Genomic DNA, 20,509 nt, shown 5'->3' on the forward strand with positions numbered 1-20,509 from the left:
TTTGGCGTAAGGTTCGGCTCCGGGGCGGCGCCCTCGTATAGGGGTTCAGTGGGGGCGCTGGTCTATGGCGTGGGGCGATCGACAAGCGATGAGGGGGCTCAGCAGGCTGGAACGCCTGATGCCGGCGCGGCAGCGCCTGGCCAAGGGGCTCGCCCTGTCGGTGGCTGTCGCGGCGCTCATTGCCGGAGCCAAGCCTCAGCCTGCCGCAGCCTTCAAGCTCTTCGGCTATAATTTCTTCGGATCGGACGAGAAGCCGGTCTCACCCGACGCCCAGACCTACAAGATCGAAGTGGTGATCGCGGGCGGGGACAAGACGATCAAGTCGGCAGTCGAGGGTGCATCCTCCCTCTATAGCGGCAAGGACGAGACGCCGCCGCCGAGCACGCCCGCCTTCCTCTCCAAGGCGCGAACCGAATATGATCGCATTCTCGGCACGCTCTATGCCAATGCGCGCTATGGCGCCTCCATCTCGATCATGGTCAATGGGCGCAAGCTCGAGGATATTCCTATCGACGCCACCTTGCCGCATCCGGTTCCGGTGGTGATCAACGTCAATCCCGGTCCCGTCTTCACCTTCGGCCGGATCAGGATGGAGAACCGGGCGCCGCATAGCCCGATCGACGACATTCCCAAGACCAAGACGCCCGAGCGTCTCGGCCTGGAACCGGGGCATCAGGCCAATTCGGACATCGTCCTGTCGGCGGAACAGGCCATGATCGATGCCTGGCGGCGCCAGGGCTATCCCAAGGCCAAGGCCCTGCCGCGCGTCATCACAGCCGACCACGTCAACAACAGGCTCGATGTCTCACTGGCGGTCGAGCCGGGGCGCCTGGCCCATTATGGGCGCATGACCGTCGACGGCACCAAGGACATGAATCCGGCCTTCGTGGCGCGCCAGACCGGGCTCCGGCCCGGCGATCAGTACGATCCGGCCGAGATCGAACTCGCCAAGCGGCGCCTGCAGCGCCTGCAGGTGTTCTCGACCACCAGCATCGTGGAGGGCGATGCGATTGCGGCTGACAGCACCATGCCGCTGATGGTCACCGTGTCTGAACGCCCACTGCATGTTTTCGGTGCGGGCGCCGAATATTCCACCACCGACGGCATCGGCCTCAATGGGTATTGGGAGCACCGCAACCTGTTCGGCGAGGCCGAGCGCCTGCGTTTCGATGCAACGGTCGCGGGGGTCGATTCGGCCGATCCGACCAAGTTCACCTATTCCGGCGGCGTTACCTTCGTGAAGCCGGGGATCTTCGACCCCTTCACCGACCTCACCGCGCAGTTGCTGGCCAAGCGCGAGGTCTATGATCCCTATTCCCAGAATACGTTCCGCGCCCGCGTCGGGCTTGCCCACGAGTTCTCCGAACGGTTGACCGGCAAGATTGCCATCAATGGCGAATACGACCAGGTCGAGGATTTCTACGGCAAGCGCAATCTCGTACTGTTCAGCCTGCCCGGCGAGCTCGCCTATGACACCACCGACGACAAGCTGGAGCCGACGCGCGGCTATCGCCTGAAGGGAACGCTCGAGCCATTCTACGAGGCCAAGTTCGGCAATTTCGGCGCGATGACGCGTATCGACGGTTCGGCCTATTTCTCCTTCGATGCGATGGGGCGCTACGTTCTGGCCGGCCGGGTTGCGGTCGGCTCCATCGTCGGTGCGCCGGCCAGCGAATTGCCCGGTGATCGCATGTTCTATGCGGGCGGCGGCGGCTCGGTGCGGGGCTATGATTTCCGCAGCCTCGGTCCCAAGCTCGACAATGGCTTCGTCGTGGGTGGCCGCTCCTTGCTGGAGGGCTCGCTCGAAATGCGCATCAAGGTCACCGACAGCATCGGCGTCGTGCCCTTCGTCGATGCGGGCAGCGCCTTCTCCAGCGCCTATCCCTCCTTCGACGAGGACATGAAGATCGGTGCTGGCATCGGTTTGCGCTATTATACCAGCCTCGGGGCGATCCGCGTGGACGTCGCCAGGGGCCTCACGCCCGTCAAGGGCTTCGTCATCGAGGATGGCAAGGTCAAGAAGAAGAATACACCGCCTTTCGCCCTTTATATCGGATTGGGAGAAAGCTTCTGATGCGGCGCCGGATCGTTCTCTTCACTGCCGTCGCGGTGGTGGCTGTTCCCCTCGGTCTCAAGGCGCTCGCGCCGGCGCGCGCCGATGACGCCAGCGAGAAGTCCTGGTTCATCACTTATGTCGAGGACACCATCTCGACACCGGACCAGAAGATTTCGCTCGGCCAGATCGATGGCGCCCTTTCGTCTGATGTGAAGATTTCTTCCATCACCATCGCCGACCGGCAAGGCGTGTGGCTGACCATCAAGGACGCCCATCTGGTCTGGAGCCGGCTTGCCCTGATGAGCAAGAAGCTCGATGTCGACCTCCTGGAAGCCGGTTCGATCGAAATCACGCGCAAGCCCAATCCGCCCCAGGGCGTGCAGCCGGCCGCCAGCGAGGGCGGCTTCTCCCTGCCCGAACTGCCGGTTTCGGTGAAACTCGGCAAGCTTGCCGTGCCTGTGGTCAAGCTCTCTGCGGCACTGGCCGGAGAGGATACGGTGTTCGACGTCGGCGGCAATGCCCTGCTGGCGGACGGCAAGCTGCATTCGGAATTGCTGATCAAGCGTACGCAACCGGCCGGCGGCGATCTCACCTTCACCGCTGATTTCGACAATGCCACCAAGCAATTGGGCCTCAATCTTTCGCTGCAGGAACCGCATGGCGGCTTCCTGAGCAGCATGCTGAAGGTGCCCGGCTCGCCGCCGCTCGGCTTCACCATCGTCGGTTCCGGGCCCCTCGACAATTTCGCCGCCGATATCGCCCTTTCGGCCGATGGCAACAAGCTGTTCGGCGGCAAGACGACGCTTGCCCAGGGCGCCAATGGCGTCACCTTCAAGGCCGATCTCGGGGGCAATCTGGAACGGCTGGTCGATCCTGCCTATGCCGATTTCGTTCGGGGCCAGTCGGCCCTCTCCATCGAGGGCGGCCAGGTTGCGGGCGGTGGCTATGAACTCAAGCATGCGACCGTTAAATCCGGCGTGCTGGACCTGGCCCTCGCGGGTACGCTATCGCCCGATGCCTTTCCGACCAAGCTCAAGCTGGACGGCAAGTTCGGCGCCGAGGATGGCCACGACATCCTGTTGCCGGGAGGCAATGCCCGCATCAGGGGAATGACCCTGGCCGCCCAGTTCGGCGATGGTGGCTGGACCGCGAATTTCGATCTGCAGAAGCTGGTTGCCGGGACTGTCGCCGCCGAGAGCGCCACCATCAAGGCCGGCGGCGATGCCCAGAACCTCGCCGATCCGCAAAAACGCAGTCTCACCTTCAAGGTGGACGGGCGGGGCGACAAGCTCAGTTCGTCCGATGCCGGGCTTGCCAAGGCTCTCGGCAGCAGCCTCGGCCTCACCGCAGCCGGCAAGTGGCAGGCGGGGCAGCCTGTGGTCGTCGACGGCGTGCGTCTCGCGGCAAACGCCTTCCAGGCCGGCTTCACCGGTATCGTTGGTACCAAGATGAGCGGCATCTACTCGCTGGCCACGCCCGATATCTCGGTATTCTCCGGCCTTGCGGGACGCGAATTGCGCGGCAAGGCCGATCTGACCGCCAAGGGCGACGTCGCCCTGGCCGGCGGCGGTCTCGCTTTGACCTTCGAAGGCAAGGCCAGCGACATCGTGCTCGGCGATCCGCGCCTCGATGCCGTCCTCAAGGGAGCGACCGATCTCAAGGGCGGTGTCCGGCGTGATGCCGAGGGCCTGCATTTCGACAAGATCACCCTGGGCAACCAGCAGTTCAATGCCTCGGCCGATGGCCTCTATGGCGCCAAGGCGATGGATTTCAAGGCGACTGCCAGCCTCGCCGACATCAAGCTGGTGACGGGTAACGCTTCCGGCGCCGTCGAGGTCAATGCCAGCCTGAAGGGCAGTGCCGAAAAGCCCGACGTCGTCGCCGATCTCGTGGCGCCCAAGCTGATGCTGCAGGGCAAGCCCTTCACCGACGGCAAGGCCAATTTTACCGGCAGTGTCGCCGGCCCCGCCGTCAACGGCGTATTTTCGCTGTCCGGCCAGCTCGACCGCATGCCGGTGAAAGCGGGCGCGACCATCGCCACGCTGGCGGATGGTACCCATCAGATCAACGGCCTCAATGCCAGCGCGGGACCCGCCCAGCTTGCCGGCGACCTTGCCGTCAACCCGAACGGGCGTGCCAGTGGCCAGCTCAATGCGGCGATCCCGGACATGGCCGCGATTGCGCCGTTGCTACTGATGAAGGCTTCCGGTTCGCTGACCGCCAATATCGGCCTGTCCGTCGAGGGTAACAAGCAGAACGCCGCGATCAAGGCGCAGGCCAAGGCGCTCAAGATCGAGGCCAACAGCATCGGATCCGCCACCATCGATCTGACCGGGCGGGATCTCACGGGTGTTCCGGCACTCGCCGGCACAGCCAACGCCGCCAATGTCCAGGCCGGCTCCTTCATCCTCAGCCAACTGCAGGCCAGCGCCAAGCCGGAGGGCGAGAACGCCACCGCCTTCCAGCTTCAGGGCACCATGCCGAAGGGCAGGCTTGCGCTCGCAGGCGCGGTGAAACCGGCCGGCGATGGGCTCGACGCCCGGCTCGACAAGCTCGACGTTTCGCAGCAGGGCATCTCCGCCTCCCTTCAGTCACCCGTCACCATCGCCAGCCGCAAGAGCGGGGTCACCATCCCCAAGGCCGTGCTCAGGATCGGGCAGGGTGGCGTCGTGTCCGTCGACGGTAAGGTCGGCGAGACGCTGGCGATGAATATCGTCGTCGGCCAGCTGCCACTGTCGCTGGCCAATATCGCTTCGCCCGGTCTCGGCGCCACGGGCACGCTGTCGGCCAATGTGAAGCTTTCCGGCAAGCCCGCCGATCCGGTGGCGGAGTTCGACGTGAAGGGCAGCGGCCTCGGTGTCGCCGCCGCGAAGGGCTTCGGCATTCCGGCCCTGCAGCTCGCCGCCAATGGCCGCTATGCGGGCAAGGCCGTCACCATTGGCAGCGCCAGCCTGACGGGAGCGGGGGGGCTGTCGGTCACCGCGCGCGGTCACGTGCCCTTGCAGGGGGCCGGCCTTTCCGTCGACGTGCAGGCTTCGGCGCCGCTCGCCCTGGCCAATGGCGCCCTGCGTGATCGCGGCGGCCGCGCCACCGGCACGGTCACTCTCAATGCCAAGGCCGGCGGCTCGATAGCCGCGCCGGCCGTATCCGGCCAGGCCGTGATATCAGGCGGCACGGTGACCGATCCCGAAACGGGCATGAAGCTGACGGGGATCGGCAGCACCATCCGCTTCGATCGCGACCGGGCAACCATTACCCAGTTCAGCGCGACCACCCAGGGCGGCGGTTCGATCGGCGTCAGCGGTTCGGTCGGCTTGAAGCCCGATTTCGCTGCCGACCTGAAGATCACCACGCGCAACGCCAAGCTCACCGACGGCAATCTGGCGACGGCGATCGTCTCCAGCGACATCACGATACGCGGCCCGCTGATGGTCAAGCCAGTCATCGGTGGTCGTATCGAGATCCAGCGTGCCGAGATCACCATTCCCGAGCGCTTTGCCGCCAATGCCGCCATGCTTGGCGTCAAGCACCTCAAGCCGCCGCGTGAAGTAACCCGGACCCTGGCAAAGGCGAAGGATACCGCCGCGGCCGGCAAGCCCAAGAAGGGCAAGGCCAGTTCCGGCCCCAATGTGGTGCTCGACCTGACCATCGATGCGCCCGCCCGCATCTTCGTGCGTGGCCGTGGCATCGATGCCGAACTCGGCGGCCAGATGGCCCTGAAGGGGTCGGTCGCCAACATATCCCCGGTGGGCTTCCTGGAGATGCGGCGCGGCTCGCTCGACGTCATCGGCCAACACATCGTGTTCGACTCGGGCAAGGTGACCCTGGTCGGCGATCTCGATCCCAATATCGATTTCGTCGCCTCTACCCGCAACAGCTCGATCACGGTGACGGTGCGCGTGACGGGGCGGGCCTCCGATCCGCAGATCGTGCTCTCCTCGGTGCCCCAGCTGCCGCAGGACGAGGTGATGGCGCGCTTCCTGTTCGGTCGCAGCATCCAGGACCTGTCGCCGCTGCAGCTCGCCCAGCTTGCCACGGCCGTGGCCCAGCTCGCCGGTGGTCCCTCCGGTCCCGGCCTGCTCGACAGTATCCGCAAGTCGACAGGCCTCGACAATCTCGGCGTGGTCACCGATTCCAGCGGCAATGCCGCCGTGCAGGCCGGCACCTATATCGGCGACAAGATCTATCTGGGCGTGACCTCCGGCGTCGGCGGCCAGACCGACGCCACCATCAATCTCGACGTCACCAGGAACCTCAAGCTGCGCGGCCAGGCCGGCACCGACGGCTCGAAGGGCGGCATCTACTACGAACGCGAATATTGAGGAGCGGCGTTCGCGTCAGGATTCGTCAGTAAACGAATCGAACTGGCTCGACCTTTGTCGTTGCCGGGCTTGACCCGGCAATCCAGTTCCCCTTCGCAGACGTTCAAAAACAGGAACGCTGGGTGCCCGGATCAAGCCCGGGCAATGGCAAAGGCAGCGTTCCAGTTGTTGCCAGCCCATGCCTTAGCGGCCGCCTGCAACGCGCAGGATCGAGCCGGTGACGTAGCTCGCAGCCTCCGACAACAGATAGAGCGTTGCATCGGCAATTTCCTCGGCGGCGCCGATACGCTGCATCGGAATGCTCGGCCTGATGCGTTCCACGCGTCCGGCGTCGCCCGTGCTGCGGGCATGGATCTCGGTGTCGACCATGCCGGGCTGGATGGCATTGACACGCACGCCCTCGGTGGCGAGCTCGCGGGCGAGGCCGTAGGTCAATCCGTCGATTGCAGCCTTGGATGCGGCATACCAGACATATTCGCCCGGCGAGCCCAAGGTCGCCGCGGCGGACGACATGTTGACGATCGCCCCGCCCAGGCCGCCCAGCCGGGTCGAAAGCCGTTTGACCGCCTCGCGAGCCACCAGGATGGCGCCGGTGACGTTGACGTCGATCGTCTCGCGTATGACGGCGGGGTCGGTGTCGGCGAGCCGTCCGGACTTGCCGGTGATGCCGGCATTGTTGACCAGATGCGTCAGCCTGCCGAAATCGTCGACGGCCGCGAACAGGGCCGCGATGTCGTCTTCCTTGGCCATGTCGCCGGCAAGGAGCAATACCCGCGCACCCGCATGCCGGGCAGCTTCCGCCACGGCCTCGGCCGCGGCATGGTCGCTGCGGTAGTTGATGACGAGGTCGTAGCCGGCTTGGGCAGCCTTGAGCGAGACGGCGGCTCCGATGCCGCGGCTTCCGCCGGTGACGAGAAGGAGAGGGCGCTGCGACATGGAAAACTCCCGGCTTGTGATCGGCCTTGGCTGGCTCAAGGGGATGGACGTGATCTGATCGTTCAGAGAGGGGAGACATCTCCCGGTTCGATGGGAACTGCCTCGCGGATCACCCATTCGGCAATCCCGTCGATGTCGTCGAGCTCGAAGCGCGGCATCGGGAAGGGGCCGGGTGCGTCCGTGGCGATGGCGCGAATATAGGGATCGCCGGGATAGATGTAATCCTTGTCGGTCGCCGTGCGATGCACCTCGATCTTGGGATGCGGATCGCTCTTGAACCCTTCGACGATGACGAGGTCGACCGGCGACAATCGCCGGAGGAGTTCGGTAAGAGGCGGCTCGGGAGCGCCGCGCAGCTCATGCATCAGCGCGAAACGATGGGCCGAGGCGACCAGCACTTCCCGGGCGCCCGATTCACGGTGGATGTAGGAGTCCTTGCCCGGCTTGTCGACATCGAAGGCGTGGTGGGCGTGCTTGATGGTCGATACCGTCAGGCCGCGCTGGAGCAGGGCGGGAATCAGCGCTGCGATCAGGGTCGTCTTGCCGGCGCCGCTCCAGCCCGACAGGCCCATAAGCCGCATCATGACCTCGGTCCCTTGCGGATGTGGTGCGCAGTAAAGCCCTGCTCATCGCTGCGCCCTTCGTAGATGTCTCCGGTTTCGCGCGCCAGGTTGGGCAGGTCGATCGCGGCCATCGGATCGGTGCATTCGAGGATGAGGCGGTCGCCGGGCGCCAGGCGCGCCAGCTCCTTCTGTGCGCGCAGCACGGGCAGCGGGCATTTGAGGCCGCGCAGATCGATGCGCAGGGCCGGGGCGGTCGCCGACGGGGAGGAGGAATGAGCGGACATATCACCGCTCTAGCGAGCCGGAGCCTGCCATTCAACCATTGTGCGTCGTCGCGACGCATCTCCGCCCTGTCGGGGTTGAAGAAATCCCGGAAAAGTCCCTCTGGGCTTGCTCGACATGCCGTTGGCATGGAACATCTCGAGCGGCGGCACGGCGACCTTCAGCCGCCATCGATCTCGGAAAGGCGAGGCAGTGTCGTTGAACCAGGACGAGCAGAAGACAGGCAGCGCCATCATGGGCGTGATCCTCGCGGGCGGCTTGTCGCGCCGCATGGGGGGCGGCGATAAGGGACTGTCCCTGCTGGGCGGGCGGACGATTCTCGAACGCATCGCCGCGCGCCTGCGTCCGCAGGTCCGCGCACTCTTTCTCAACGCCAATGGGGATGCCGCGCGCTTCGAGACACTGTCTCTTCCGATCCTGCCGGATGGCGTGCCGGATTTTCCGGGACCGCTGGCCGGTGTGCTCGCCGGTCTCGATCATGCGGCGCAGGCCGGTTTTGACGAGGTCGCCGTGGTGCCTTGTGACGCTCCCTTCCTGCCGGCGGATCTGGTGGCAAGGTTGCGGGCGGGGACACAGGCGGGAAGGGGTGCCGTCGCAGTCTCGGCCGGCCGGCGCCATCCGACGGCGTCGCTCTGGCCCGTCGATCTGCGCACCACTCTGCGCAAGGCCTTGGTCGAGGAGGATCAGCGCCGGGTCGAGACCATCCTGCGGCAGCACGATTTCGCGGAAGTGGCGTGGGTGGCCGAGCCCTTCGATCCCTTTGTCAACGTCAACGATCCCGACGGCATGGCGGAGGCGGAGGCGCTTCTCGCCCGTTTCCCCGCTGCCTGACCGCGGAAGCTGTCTCATCGCGCAGCAGTGCGGCCATCTGGCCTTAATTCCGCGCCGGTGATAGAAGCGCGGCGATTGCTAGAGCTTTTTGCGATCTACGGGGCTTCCCGGTAAACGCAGAGGCGCGTTGAAACCAAAGTCGGAGTGCAGCGGGATTTGGCAAAAACCTGCGCTGCTCCAGGAGTTGCCACCATTTCCACAGAGGCTCAGAACACAGTCCGCGCCATGCCATTGCTGCGGCGCCTGTTCTCCGACGAAGGAAGCAAGCACACCCGCTCCTATGGCGTGGCGATTGCTGCCGGCGCAATCGAAGCATCCATGGGTGGTCTGGTGGCCTGGCTGATAGGTCCCGTCATCCGCGCCATGTGGGACAAGCAGAGCATGGGGCAGATCGCAGGCTTCGCCATGCTGGTCGTCGTGGTCTTCCTGGTCCGTGGCGCGGCTGCCTACACCAAGGACACGGTGCTGGCGCGTATCGGCAATTCCATCATCGCCAGCGTGCAGCAGCGATTGTTCGACCATGTCGTGAAGCAGGACATGGCTTACTTCACCGCACGCCATTCCACCGAAATGGTGGCCTCGAATACTTTCGTGGCCAATTCCTCGCGCATCGCTTCCAATCTGCTGGTGACTTCGGTCTCCAACGTCTTGCAGGTCGGAGCACTGATCGCGGTGATGATCATGCGCGATCCTCTGCTGGCCCTCTCCGCCCTCGTGGTGATGCCGCCTGCCGTGCTCGGTATCCGCTACATCACCAAGCGGATCCGGCGCGTGGTGAAGCGGCAATATCAGAGCACCGCGCAGATTACTGGAATAATTCAGGAAACTTCGCAGGGGATCCGGGTCGTCAAGTCCTTCGGCATGGAGCAGGCCATGCGCGCCCGCATGGCAGCCGGCGTGGCCGAGGCCCAGTCAGCCGCCAACAAGATGGCGGGGCTCGGCAATCGCTCGGGCCCGATCATGGAGACCATGGCCGGTTTTGCCGTTGCGGCAGTGATCGTCTATGGCGGCTGGCGTATCACCGCCGGGCAGCTCACCGTTGACGAGCTGATCTCTTTCCTGTTCGCCTTCCTCACCGCCTACGCGCCGTCAAAGGCGCTCGCCCGCGTCAATGTCGACCTGAATGCCGCCGTCACCGGCGTAAGCATGTTTTACGACATCATTGACCAGCCGGCGCGTGAAGGAGCGGGTGAAAGCAAGAAGCCCTCTTTCGTCAACGAGGGCGGCCATATTGTCTTCGATCGGGTGAGCTTCGGCTACAAGCCCGATGAGCCGGTGCTCAACGATCTCTCCCTGGTCGCCGAAGCCGGCAAGACCACCGCTCTGGTCGGTCCGTCCGGCAGCGGCAAGTCGACCGTGCTCAACCTGATACTGCGCTTTTATGAGCCGGGCTCCGGCGCAATCCGCATCGACGGGCAGGACATCGCGTCGGTTTCCGTCGCCAGCCTGCGCAGTGCCATGGCCTATGTCGGCCAGGACGTCTTCCTGTTCGCCGGCACCATCCGGGAGAATATCGCCTTCGGCCGGCCGGGTGCCTCGCAGGAGGCGATCGAGGCGGCGGCCAAGGCCGCCTATGCCCATGATTTCATCGTGGATTTCGACCGGGAATACGACACCGAGGTCGGAGAGCGCGGCCTGCAGCTTTCCGGCGGGCAGCGTGCCCGCATCGCGATCGCGCGTGCCATCCTGCGCGATGCCGCAATCATCCTCCTCGACGAGGCTACGGCCGCTCTCGACTCGCAATCCGAACAGGCCGTCCAGAATGCCCTCGATGATCTCTGTGCGGGCCGCACCGTCGTGGTGATCGCCCACCGGCTGCAGACCATCCAGGAAGCCGACAAGATCTGCGTGATCGACGGCGGCCGGCTGGTCGAGGAGGGTAGCCATGAGGAACTGCTCGCGAGGGCAGGGCGCTATGCCGCCCTCCACGCGGTGCAGTTCCGCGACGAGCCCCAACCCCTGACTCTCTGAAAAGGTTTTGTTTCGTGAAATCCGTTGCTCTCTTCGATCTCGATGGCACTTTGGTCGATGCCGATCACCTGCACTACGAGGCCTGGCGCGAGATGGTGGCGCCGCACGGGATCGAGCTCTCCCTCGACACCTATGTCTCCGAGATCATGGGCCAGCCCAACAGCCTGCTCGCCAGGAACTTTCTGAAGGATCTCGACGAGGACGTCGCCCTCAAGCTCGTCGACGACAAGGAGGCGATGTTCCGCAGCCTCTTTGTCGGGCTGAAGCCGGCGAAGGGGCTGACGGATTTTCTCGACTGGCTGGAACGGAACAGCGTGCCGATCGGCGTGGTCACCAACGCGCCCCGGGACAATGCGGAGCATCAGCTGGTCAATCTGGGCCTGGTGGAACGCTTTCCGACCGTGGTGATCGGCGCCGAGGTTGCCCATCCCAAGCCCCATCCCGATCCCTACCTCGTCGGCCTGGAGCGCCTGCAGGGGCGCGCCGCTTCCAGCCTGGCTTTCGAGGATTCGCGCTCCGGCATCACGGCCGGCAAGGCGGCGGGCCTTGCCGTGATCGGTCTTGCCACCAGCATGACTGAGGAAGCGCTGCTGGCGGTAGGCGTGGAACTGGCAATCCCCGACTACACCGACCCACGGCTCAGGCCCTTCGCGGCGGCACGGCTCGGCATCGCCTGATGGCACCGGTGACCTGGATTCCACTTGCCTGCCCGATTCCTCTGCGTAAGCTTTTCTCGATTCGAGAGCGTTGATCGCGGTGCTGAAGCGGAAGCTGCATGACTCTGACACTGGCAAAAGTTGAGGAGCTTGCACCGGACCAGGGCTCGATCGACGCCGCCCGAAAATTGCTGAAACCCTCGCTCTGGCCGACCATCGCCCAGGATGAGCAGGGTTTGATCTGGGGGGAGTGCCAGGGGTCGGGCTCGCTACCCTATCGCGTCGTCGTCGCGGAAGCCGACCTCGGCTACAAATGCAGCTGCCCCAGCCGCAAATTTCCCTGCAAGCATACGCTTGCCTTGATGTGGATGCGTGCCGACGGCAAGCCCTTCGGTATGGCCGAGCGGCCTGACTGGGTAGCGGAATGGCTGTCCCGCCGTCGCCCGTTGAGTGGCGCCCGACCGGCAACAGCACTGGGGGAGGACAAGCCAAAAGCCTCGCTCGATGCCGTCCCGATCGAAGAGGAAGCGGCGCCCGATCCCAAGGCGCTGGTTCGCGCTGCGGCCCAGCGCGAGCGCTTGCGCCAGGAGCGCGAGGCCTCGGTCCTCGCCGGGCTCGACGACCTCGATCGCTGGCTGCAGGACCAGGTGGAGCGGGGCCTTGCCGGCTTCCAGGGCATGGCCGTTGATCAATGCCGCATGCTGGCGCGCCGTCTCGTCGACGCCAAGGCCCATGGCCTTGCCACTCGTGTCGAGCAGTTGCCGGCCGCTCTTTTCGCCGTGCCGGAGGAGGAGCGCGGCGATTTCCTGGTGCAGCGGCTTGGAGAACTCTTCCTCATCGCCGAGGCCTATCGCCGCCAGGCCAGCCTGTCGCCGGGGCTTGCCGCCGATGTTCGCCTCACGGTGGGCTGGACAATGACCAAGGAGGCCTTGTTTGCCGATCCCGGCGCACTTCGGCAACGTGGTCGCTGGATGGTGCTGGCGACCGTCAATGAAGTGCAGCCCGACAAACTCAGGCGGCTGGAAACCTGGTTGGGCCGCATCGATGGCGGGGAGGGGCCGCGCTTTGCCCTGATGATCGATTTCATCCCCGTCTCAGTCGGCAATACTGGCACGCTCTACGCGCCCGGGGAATGCCTTGAGGCGGAAATGCTGTTCTATCCCTCCTCCGTGCCCCTGCGGGCCATCATCGCCGAGCAGGTGGGCGGCATGGAGAGGATCGAGACCTGGCAACCGCCGGCCGAGGATCTGCTGGCTGCGATCGAGGATTACGAGACGCATTTGGCCGGCAAGCCCTGGCTTGGCGATTGGCCGATCGCGGCGCGCGATGCAGTCGTCGTGTGGACGCCGGACGGCGCGGTGCTTGCTGCCCAGCACGACGACATGGCCCTACCGCTTCGGGCCAGGCCCGGTGACGACGGTCTCGAGGCCCTGGCTGGTATCGCCTGCAGCGCAGTCTTCGGCATCTGGGACGGGCATCGCCTCGAATTGAAGTTCGCCGAGACGTCGCTCGGACGCTGGATCTCGGGATAGGACGATGCTCGAAGCCACCTCGGTCGAAGCTCTGATGCGCTATTTCCTGCTTGGCACAGGGCGGCAGGCCGCGCCGATTGCCAAGGCGCTCGGCGGCATCCTTGACGCCAAGGCCGAGAAGGCCGAGCTGCAGGCGCTTGCTTTGCTGGGGCAGCACCAGCGCTTCCTCCGACGCTGGTCGCAGCGCGTGAAAGTCAAGAAACCTGCCATCGAGGATAGCCGAACCCTGCCGCCGCCGGCTGCCCGGACGCTCATGGTTTCACTCCTGGCTGGCAAGAATGGCAGCATAGACGACGGCCTTGCTTATGCCATCGCCGATGCGCTCGATCGTCGCGAGATGAAAATTCATCCCTTCGATCTGCCGCGCCTCGAAGCTTTTGCTCGCCTTCATGCGGACAGCCTCGGCACCAGTGCCCTAGCCTGGGTCAACCGAAATGCGGCTTCGGAGGAGGGGGACGGGGACAGCCCCTATTCTTTCGTCGAAAAGATCGATGCCTCGAATTGGCAGCAGGGCTGGCCGAGCCAGAAGGCAGGTTTCATTCGCGAGCAGCGGCGCATCGATGCCGGGAAGGCCCGGGATCTGGTCGCTGCGGCCTTTGCCTCCGAACGTGCCCCTGTGCGCGCCAGCCTGGTCAAGGCCCTGGCGGTCGGCCTGTCGGCTGCGGATGTGCCATTCCTGGAATCGCTCGGCACCGACAGGGCGCCCAGCGTGCGGGAGGCGGCGGAAGTTCTGCGCGGCCGACTGCCGGGGTCGGCCGCTTCCGCCAAGAAATTGCAGGACTGTATCGGCCGTATCAAGATCCAGAAGACGGGCCTTCTGCGCCGAGGCCGCGCTTTGTCACTCGACTATCCCGCCACGATCCGACCTCATCAGCAACCGCAATGGGCGTTTCAAACCTTCGCCGGTATCGGCCTCGATCAATTGGCTGAAGAGCTCGACATGTCCGTCGAGGAGATCGCCAAGGGTGCGAACGATGCCGTCCTCGGTCTCGTCCTCGCCGCGCTGGCGGTGCGGGAGGGCCGCTGGCCCCTGCTCGCCGGCCTGAGCGAAGGGCGCAGCGATCTTTGGCCCATCCTCGACCAGGTCGAGGATGCCGATCTCGACGAGATGGCGGTGTCGGCCTTGCAGGCGGCCCTGGTCCGGCCGGCCCTGTGGAGCGAATTGCCAGCGGCCGAGCCGTGGGCGAAACTCTATACAGTGCTGCGCGCCCCGCTCAGCCCCGCCATGTTCAAGTCTGTCATGACCTCGAAGGCTTGGCGCGCTCTTCCTGCTGGGACGGATGACAATCCCGCCGCCTCAACCGCTGCGATCCTTTCGGCCCTCGCTGCCCTTGCTCCCGCCTCGGAGCGAGGCGGTCTACGGGCCGAACTGCGCTCGTTCAACCCGGCACTGACCAGCCGCGCCAACCAAGGCTTGAACCTTCTCGATTTAATCGATTTCGCTTGATTGCAGGGAGAATTCGCCGATGTCCGATATGCTGCGCCGCTCGGCCGAGGAGATCTTCGCTGAGGAACTTGCGGCTCTCGCCAAGGGTGACGAGCGCGCCAGGCCGGCCAATTGGAAGATGTCCCCGCAGGCCGTCGTGACTTATCTGCTCGGCGGCGCCGCCGCCGACGGCACGCCGATCCAACCCAAATATGTCGGCAATCGCCGGCTGATCGAAACGGCCGTTGCCACGCTGGCTACCGACCGGGCCTTGCTGCTGCTCGGCGTGCCCGGTACGGCTAAATCCTGGGTGTCCGAACACCTTGCCGCGGCGATCTCGGGCTCGTCGAAACGCCTGATCCAGTGCACGGCCGGCACGGACGAGAACCAGGTCCGCTATGGCTGGAACTACGCCCAACTCCTGGCCAAGGGACCGTCCCGGGATGCATTGGTGCCGACTCCTCTGATGCGCGCCATGGAGGAGGGTACCATCGTGCGGCTGGAGGAGCTCACCCGCATGGGTTCCGACGTCCAGGACACGCTGATCACCGTGCTGTCGGAAAAGACCCTGCCGATTCCCGAACTCGACACGGCTGTCGACGCGCAGCGCGGCTTCAACGTCATCGCGACCGCCAATAATCGCGACAAGGGTGTCAACGAATTGTCCTCGGCGCTCAAGCGGCGCTTCAACGTGGTGGTGCTACCGCTGCCGACCTCGCTCGACGAGGAGGCGGGGATCGTGGTCAAGCGCGTGCGCGACATCGGAACCAGCCTGGCCTTGCCGCCGATCGAGCCGGCCGACAAGGAAATCGCCCGCATCGTCACCCTCTTCCGCGAATTGCGTGATGGCCAGACCCTGAACGGCAAGATGAAGCTCAAGACGGTGACCGGTTCGCTGTCGACGGCGGAAGCGATCTCGGTGGGCGTCAGCGCCTGGGCCGAAGCCGGCCATTTCGGCAATGGCATCATCGACGCCAACGCCATGGCGGCCAATATCGTGGGGGCGGTGGTGAAGGACCCGGTGCAGGATACCGTTGCGCTGCAGGAATATCTCGAAAACGTCGTGCGCACGCGGGAAGGCTGGTCGGATCTCTACGTCGCCATCCGCGACGTGCTGTAGGTGTCGGCCATGGACGAGCGCGTCCATCTCTTCGGTATTCGCCATCACGGCCCGGGCTCGACCGCCAGCCTGCTGGTAGCACTCGAGGCTCTGCAGCCCGCCGTCGTGCTGATCGAGGGGCCGCCGGAGGCGGACGGTCTCATCACCTATGCCAGCCTTCCCGGCATGAAACCGCCCGTGGCGCTGCTCGCCTATGCGGCCGAGGATCCGGCACAGTCGAGTTTCTTTCCCTTCGCATCCTTCTCGCCGGAATGGCAGGCCATGCGCTGGGCTGGACGCCACGACCGGCCTGTGCGCTTCATCGATCTGCCGATCGGCGCCTCCCTTGCCGCGCGCATGCAGCCGGAGCCACCGGAAACGGCTGGCGATGGCGAGGCGGAGGCAACCGAGGACGGCTTGCTCCAGGAAGGCCTGTTTCAGGGTGATCCGCTCGACCGTCTCGCCGAGATTTCAGGCCATGCCGATGGCGAGGCCTTCTGGAATGCGCTGGTCGAAAGCCGCGGAGCGGCCAGGGAGGTCTTCGCCGTCATCGCGGAGGCCATGACGGCGCTGCGTGCCGGCTTTCCCGAGGATCCCGCCCGCTCGCCAGCGACCCTGCGCGAGGCCCGACGCGAAGCCCATATGCGCCTTCGCATCCGTGATGCTCTCAAGGAGACCGAAGGACCCGTCGCGGTGGTCTGCGGCGCCTGGCATGTGCCGGCTTTGACCCGCAAGGTCGCGATCGCCGACGACAAGGCGCTGCTGAAGGACCTGCCGAAAACAAAGGTCGAGGTGACCTGGGTTCCCTGGACGGAGACCCGCCTGGCTGCCGCCTCGGGTTATGGCGCCGGCGTCTCCTCGCCGGGCTGGTATGGGCATTTGTGGAGCCTCTACGAGGACCAGCCAGCCGCCATGGAGCCGGATGTGTTCGCCTCGACCTGGCAGACCCGCGTCGCCACTTTGCTGCGCGAGGAGGGCCTCGGCGCCTCCACTGCTTCGGTGATCGAGGCTTCGCGCCTGGCCACCGGGCTTGCGGCCTTGCGCGATCTTGCCGTGCCGGGCCTTGCGGAAATGCGAGACGCTACGCTGGCCGCGCTTTGCCACGGCGACGAGGTGCCGTTCCGCGTGGTGGAAAGGCGCCTGATCATTGGCGAAGCTGTCGGCGAGCTCGACGAGAACGTGCCGCAAATGCCGCTCGCCGCCGATCTCGCCCTCTGGCAGAAACGCCTTCGCCTGAAGCCCGAAGCCGTGGCGCAGGAGGTTTCGCTTGATCTGCGCAGCGAGGCCGGCCTTGCCAAGTCGACCCTGCTGCATCGTCTCGATCTCCTTGGCGTCACCTGGGGGCGGCTCAGTGGCAGCGGCAGCGGGCGCGGTACCTTCCGGGAAATCTGGGTGCTGGCCTGGACCCCGGAGCTGTCGGTGAAGCTTGCCGAGGCGCTGATCCACGGCGTGACCGTCGAGCAGGCTGCCGGCGGGGCGGCCGTGGCGCGTGCCTCCATGACAAGGGATGTTCGGCTGCTTGCCGATCTGGTGCGATTGTGCCTGATGTCCGATCTGCCCCAGGCAGCCGAGCGTTGCATCGGCTTGCTGCAGGCGGCGGCGGTGGATGCGGCCGATGTGGTCAGCCTGATGCAGGCCGTGCCGCCTCTGGTCTCCGTTCTGCGTTATGGCACGGCCCGCAAGATGCCGACCGAGGCGCTCGCTTCGCTCGCCAAGGCGATGGCCGTCGAGGTCAATGCCGGCCTGGGACTGGCGGCGGCCAACCTCGATGACGATGCCGCGGCGGCTATGCGCAAGGCGATGGTGGAGTTCGACGACGCCCTCAATCTGCTGGATGACTCCCATCTCAGCCATGAATGGCTGCAGCGCCTGCGCCATCTCAGCGGTGACGCATCCGTTACACCCCTTATCGCAGGCCTTGGCCTGAGGCGGCTTTACGATCGATCCGCGCTGGGAGAGGGCGAGGCTGCGGTTGCTTTCTCGTGGGCGTTGTCGCCGGGCAATGCGCCCAAGGCGGCCGGGCAATGGCTGGAAGGCTTTCTCGGCAACAGCGCGGAGGTCATCCTGCAGGATCCGGCCTTGTTCGCACTCGTCGACGGCTGGCTCAACGAGCAGGAGCCCACCGACTTCACCGAAGTGCTGCCGATGCTGCGCCGGGCCTTTTCCGGATTCGGCATTAGCGAGCGCCGGCGCCTGATGGCGGAGGTGGCGAAAGCGACTTCCGGACGGCAGGCACTGCCGAAACACTCCGGCGACGATCTCGCCGCTCCGGGTTTTGCCGCCGCCTTGCCGCTGCTCACCACGATTCTGGGGCTCGACGCGTATGATCGATGAGACAAACGACGACATCGGCATGGAAGCGGCGGGGACTGCAGGCTCCCCGGGCGAACGGCGCCGGCGTTGGCGCCTGGCTCTGGGCGGGGACGACGATACCGATCTCTCGCCGGACGATGTCCGCATGGATCGCGCGCTTTCGGCGCTTTATGGCGATGGCGAGGGCGGCAAGGGAACTCCAGGCCGGCGCGGCGGCCTGGGCGGCTCGGCGCCGCGCGTGGCGCGCTGGCTCGGCGATATCCGGGAGTTCTTTCCCACGCCCGTGGTGCAGGTGATCCAGCGCGACGCCTTCGAGCGCCTCAACCTCAAGGCGATGATGCTGGAACCGGAGTTTCTCGCCACGCTCGAGGCGGACGTTCATCTGATCGCAGATCTCATCAGCCTGCGCTCGGCCATGCCGGACAAAACCAAGGACACCGCCCGCATGGTGGTGAAGAAGGTGGTCGACGAATTGATGAAGCGTCTTGCCCAGGCCACGGCCGAAACCATCCGAGGCGCGGTGTTGCGCGGCAGGCGCACCAGCCGGCCGCGTTACAACGACATCGACTGGCCGCGCACCATCACGGCCAATCTGCGCCATTGGCAGGAGCAGTACCGGACCGTGGTGCCCGAAAGGCTGGTCGGCCATGCCCGGCAGACGCGGACGAAGGCCGAGCTCGATCAGGTCATCCTCTGCGTGGACCAGTCGGGCTCGATGGCGACGTCCGTGGTCTACTCCTCGATCTTTGCGGCGGTGATGGCCTCGCTGCCGGTGATCGAGACCAAGCTCGTCTGTTTCGATACCCAGATCATCGATCTGTCAGAGGAACTCGCCGACCCTGTCGAGGTGCTGTTCGGCGTGCAACTCGGCGGCGGTACGGACATCAATGCGGCGCTGGCCTATTGCCAGGGCCTGGTCTCCCAACCGGCCAAGACTCATCTCGTGCTGATCACCGATCTCTACGAAGGCGGCAATGCCGCGGAGATGCTCGGGCGGGCCGCGGCACTGGTGGCCAGTGGCGTCAATCTCATTGTGCTGCTTGCCTTGTCCGATGATGGACGGCCGGGCTTCGATGCCAATCATGCCCAGAAATTCGCGGCGCTGGGCTGCCCGGTCTTCGCCTGCACGCCCGACCAGTTCCCGGACATGATGGCGCATGCGCTCAAGCGCTCCGACCTGCAGGAATGGGCAGCCGGGCAGGACATCGCGACGGTCCGGGCCTGAGGGAACCACCGGTCGGATCGGCACATCTTTAGCGTGCGCTCTTTGGGAGCAGCCGGCTCCCGCAAAACAGGCTTTCCCTCGTCCCGGGAAAACGCTAACACGGGAATCGTCTCATGGGGTGCCCGCAAGGGCTGAGAAGACGACGGCCGCAAGCGACGTCTAACCCATCGAACCTGATCCGGGTTGTGCCGGCGGAGGGATGAGCTTCGAAGCTTTCAGCTTCACCTCGATTTTCTTCACCGCCGTCATCCGTATCGAACCGTTTTCGACATGGAGGACGCTATGCTGAGGAAATTGCTCGCCGCTCTTGCACTGGCCACCGTCGCCACGACGGCCTCGGCGCAGGACAAGCCGGTGCTTACCGTCTACACCTATGAGAGCTTCTCCGGCGAATATGGACCCGGCAAGCCGCTGCAGACCGCCTTCGAGGCCAAGTGCAACTGCAAGCTGACCTATGTCACTGCGGATGATGGTGGCGCCCTCTTTGCCAAGCTCAAGCTCGAAGGGGCCTCGACCAAGGCCGACGTCGTCGTCGGGCTCGACGACAATCTGATGGGAGAGGCGGAAAAGTCCGGCCTGTTCGCGCCGCATGGCGTGGCAGCCGAGAAGCTCTCTCTGCCCGAGCCTTGGACCAACAAGACTTTCATTCCCTATGACTGGGGCTATTTCGCCTTCGTCTATGACAGCGACAAGCTCAAGAACCCGCCGGCCAGCCTGAAGGATCTGGTCGACGACAAGAACGGCCCCAAGCTGGTGATCGAGGATCCGCGCACCTCGACGCCGGGCCTCGGCCTGCTCGCCTGGATGAAGGCCGTCTATGGCGACAAGGCTTCCGATGCCTGGAAATCGCTGAAGCCTCGCATCGTCACGGTCACCTCGGGCTGGTCGGAAGCCTATGGCCTCTTCCTGAAGGGCGAGGCCGACATGGTGCTCTCCTATTCGACCTCGCCCGCCTATCACATCGGTGCCGAGAAGAAGACCAACTACAAGGCCGCGATGTTTCCTGAGGGGCACCAGACCCAGGTCGAGGTCGCCGGATTGATCCAGACCTCCAAGCAGCAGGATCTCGGGCGGCAATTCCTCACCTTCCTCATATCCGATGAGGCCCAGGCCGTCCTGCCCGAGACCAACTGGATGTATCCGGCGAGGACGCCGGCTGCCGGCCTGCCGGAGAGCTTCAAGGCCGTTGCCGTTCCGGCCAAGGCCCTGATGGCGGATCCGGCCAAGCTCGCCGAGAACCGCAAGGCCTGGATCGACGAATGGCTGGCCGCCATGGCGAAGTGAGCAGGGATGTGAG

The 20,509-nt window shown here is 65.2% G+C and carries 14 protein-coding genes and 1 riboswitch; of the genes, 11 read left to right on the plus strand and 3 right to left on the minus strand.

The features are described 5' to 3' along the window. The first annotated feature begins 88 nt into the window (after positions 1-88). Positions 89-2,074 (plus strand): autotransporter assembly complex protein TamA, encoded by a 1,986-nt coding sequence (locus U1R88_RS10995; protein WP_322431253.1) that lies wholly within the window; start codon positions 89-91, stop codon positions 2,072-2,074. After that, positions 2,074-6,378, plus strand: a complete 4,305-nt coding sequence (locus tag U1R88_RS11000) for a translocation/assembly module TamB domain-containing protein (RefSeq protein ID WP_322431254.1) — start codon at positions 2,074-2,076, stop codon at positions 6,376-6,378. The genes U1R88_RS10995 and U1R88_RS11000 overlap by 1 nt, the downstream gene beginning before the upstream one ends. 183 nt (positions 6,379-6,561) lie before the next feature. Here the strand turns inward: U1R88_RS11000 and U1R88_RS11005 are convergent, their stop codons facing one another. From U1R88_RS11005 to U1R88_RS11015, 3 genes are all read right to left on the minus strand, one after another. Then, positions 6,562-7,314: an SDR family oxidoreductase gene (locus U1R88_RS11005; RefSeq protein WP_322431255.1), complete on the minus strand. Its 753-nt coding sequence runs from the start codon at positions 7,312-7,314 to the stop codon at positions 6,562-6,564. A 62-nt stretch (positions 7,315-7,376) separates the two neighbouring features. Further along, complete coding sequence (gene mobB / locus U1R88_RS11010) at positions 7,377-7,895, minus strand: molybdopterin-guanine dinucleotide biosynthesis protein B (protein WP_068287692.1); 519 nt, start codon at positions 7,893-7,895, stop codon at positions 7,377-7,379. Beyond that, the gene (locus U1R88_RS11015; protein WP_322431256.1) at positions 7,895-8,161 is read right to left on the minus strand and encodes a sulfurtransferase TusA family protein; all 267 of its coding nucleotides are present in this window, start codon (positions 8,159-8,161) and stop codon (positions 7,895-7,897) included. The genes mobB and U1R88_RS11015 overlap by 1 nt, the downstream gene beginning before the upstream one ends. Positions 8,162-8,393: 232 nt before the next feature. On the opposite strand from U1R88_RS11015, the gene mobA reads away from it, so the two are divergent. From mobA to thiB, 9 genes are all read left to right on the plus strand, one after another. Beyond that, positions 8,394-8,990 carry a molybdenum cofactor guanylyltransferase MobA gene (mobA, locus tag U1R88_RS11020; RefSeq protein WP_322431377.1) on the plus strand — a complete coding sequence of 199 codons (597 nt, stop codon included), beginning with the start codon at positions 8,394-8,396 and terminating at the stop codon, positions 8,988-8,990. A gap of 225 nt (positions 8,991-9,215) precedes the next feature. After that, positions 9,216-10,961 carry an ABC transporter ATP-binding protein gene (locus tag U1R88_RS11025; protein WP_322431257.1) on the plus strand — a complete coding sequence of 582 codons (1,746 nt, stop codon included), beginning with the start codon at positions 9,216-9,218 and terminating at the stop codon, positions 10,959-10,961. A 14-nt stretch (positions 10,962-10,975) separates the two neighbouring features. Further along, positions 10,976-11,638 carry an HAD family hydrolase gene (locus U1R88_RS11030; protein ID WP_322431258.1) on the plus strand — a complete coding sequence of 221 codons (663 nt, stop codon included), beginning with the start codon at positions 10,976-10,978 and terminating at the stop codon, positions 11,636-11,638. 98 nt (positions 11,639-11,736) lie between these two features. Further along, positions 11,737-13,149, plus strand: a complete 1,413-nt coding sequence (locus tag U1R88_RS11035; RefSeq protein ID WP_322431259.1) for an SWIM zinc finger family protein — start codon at positions 11,737-11,739, stop codon at positions 13,147-13,149. Between the two features lie 4 nt (positions 13,150-13,153). Next, positions 13,154-14,596 (plus strand): DUF5691 domain-containing protein, encoded by a 1,443-nt coding sequence (locus tag U1R88_RS11040; protein WP_322431260.1) that lies wholly within the window; start codon positions 13,154-13,156, stop codon positions 14,594-14,596. A 19-nt stretch (positions 14,597-14,615) separates the two neighbouring features. Further along, a complete protein-coding gene (locus tag U1R88_RS11045) occupies positions 14,616-15,695 on the plus strand; it encodes an ATP-binding protein (protein WP_322431261.1) in 1,080 nt (359 codons plus the stop codon). 9 nt (positions 15,696-15,704) lie between these two features. Next, positions 15,705-18,008: a DUF5682 family protein gene (locus tag U1R88_RS11050; protein WP_322431262.1), complete on the plus strand. Its 2,304-nt coding sequence runs from the start codon at positions 15,705-15,707 to the stop codon at positions 18,006-18,008. Positions 18,009-18,027: 19 nt separating this feature from the next. Beyond that, positions 18,028-19,212, plus strand: a complete 1,185-nt coding sequence (locus U1R88_RS11055; protein WP_322431378.1) for a VWA domain-containing protein — start codon at positions 18,028-18,030, stop codon at positions 19,210-19,212. Positions 19,213-19,316: 104 nt separating this feature from the next. Further along, a riboswitch (TPP riboswitch) is annotated at positions 19,317-19,429 on the plus strand. Between the two features lie 53 nt (positions 19,430-19,482). Next, a complete protein-coding gene (gene thiB, locus U1R88_RS11060) occupies positions 19,483-20,496 on the plus strand; it encodes a thiamine ABC transporter substrate binding subunit (protein WP_156771496.1) in 1,014 nt (337 codons plus the stop codon). The last annotated feature ends 13 nt before the right edge of the window (positions 20,497-20,509 follow it).

The organism is Labrys sedimenti, assembly GCF_034424805.1.
Taxonomy (GTDB): domain Bacteria; phylum Pseudomonadota; class Alphaproteobacteria; order Rhizobiales; family Labraceae; genus Labrys; species Labrys sedimenti.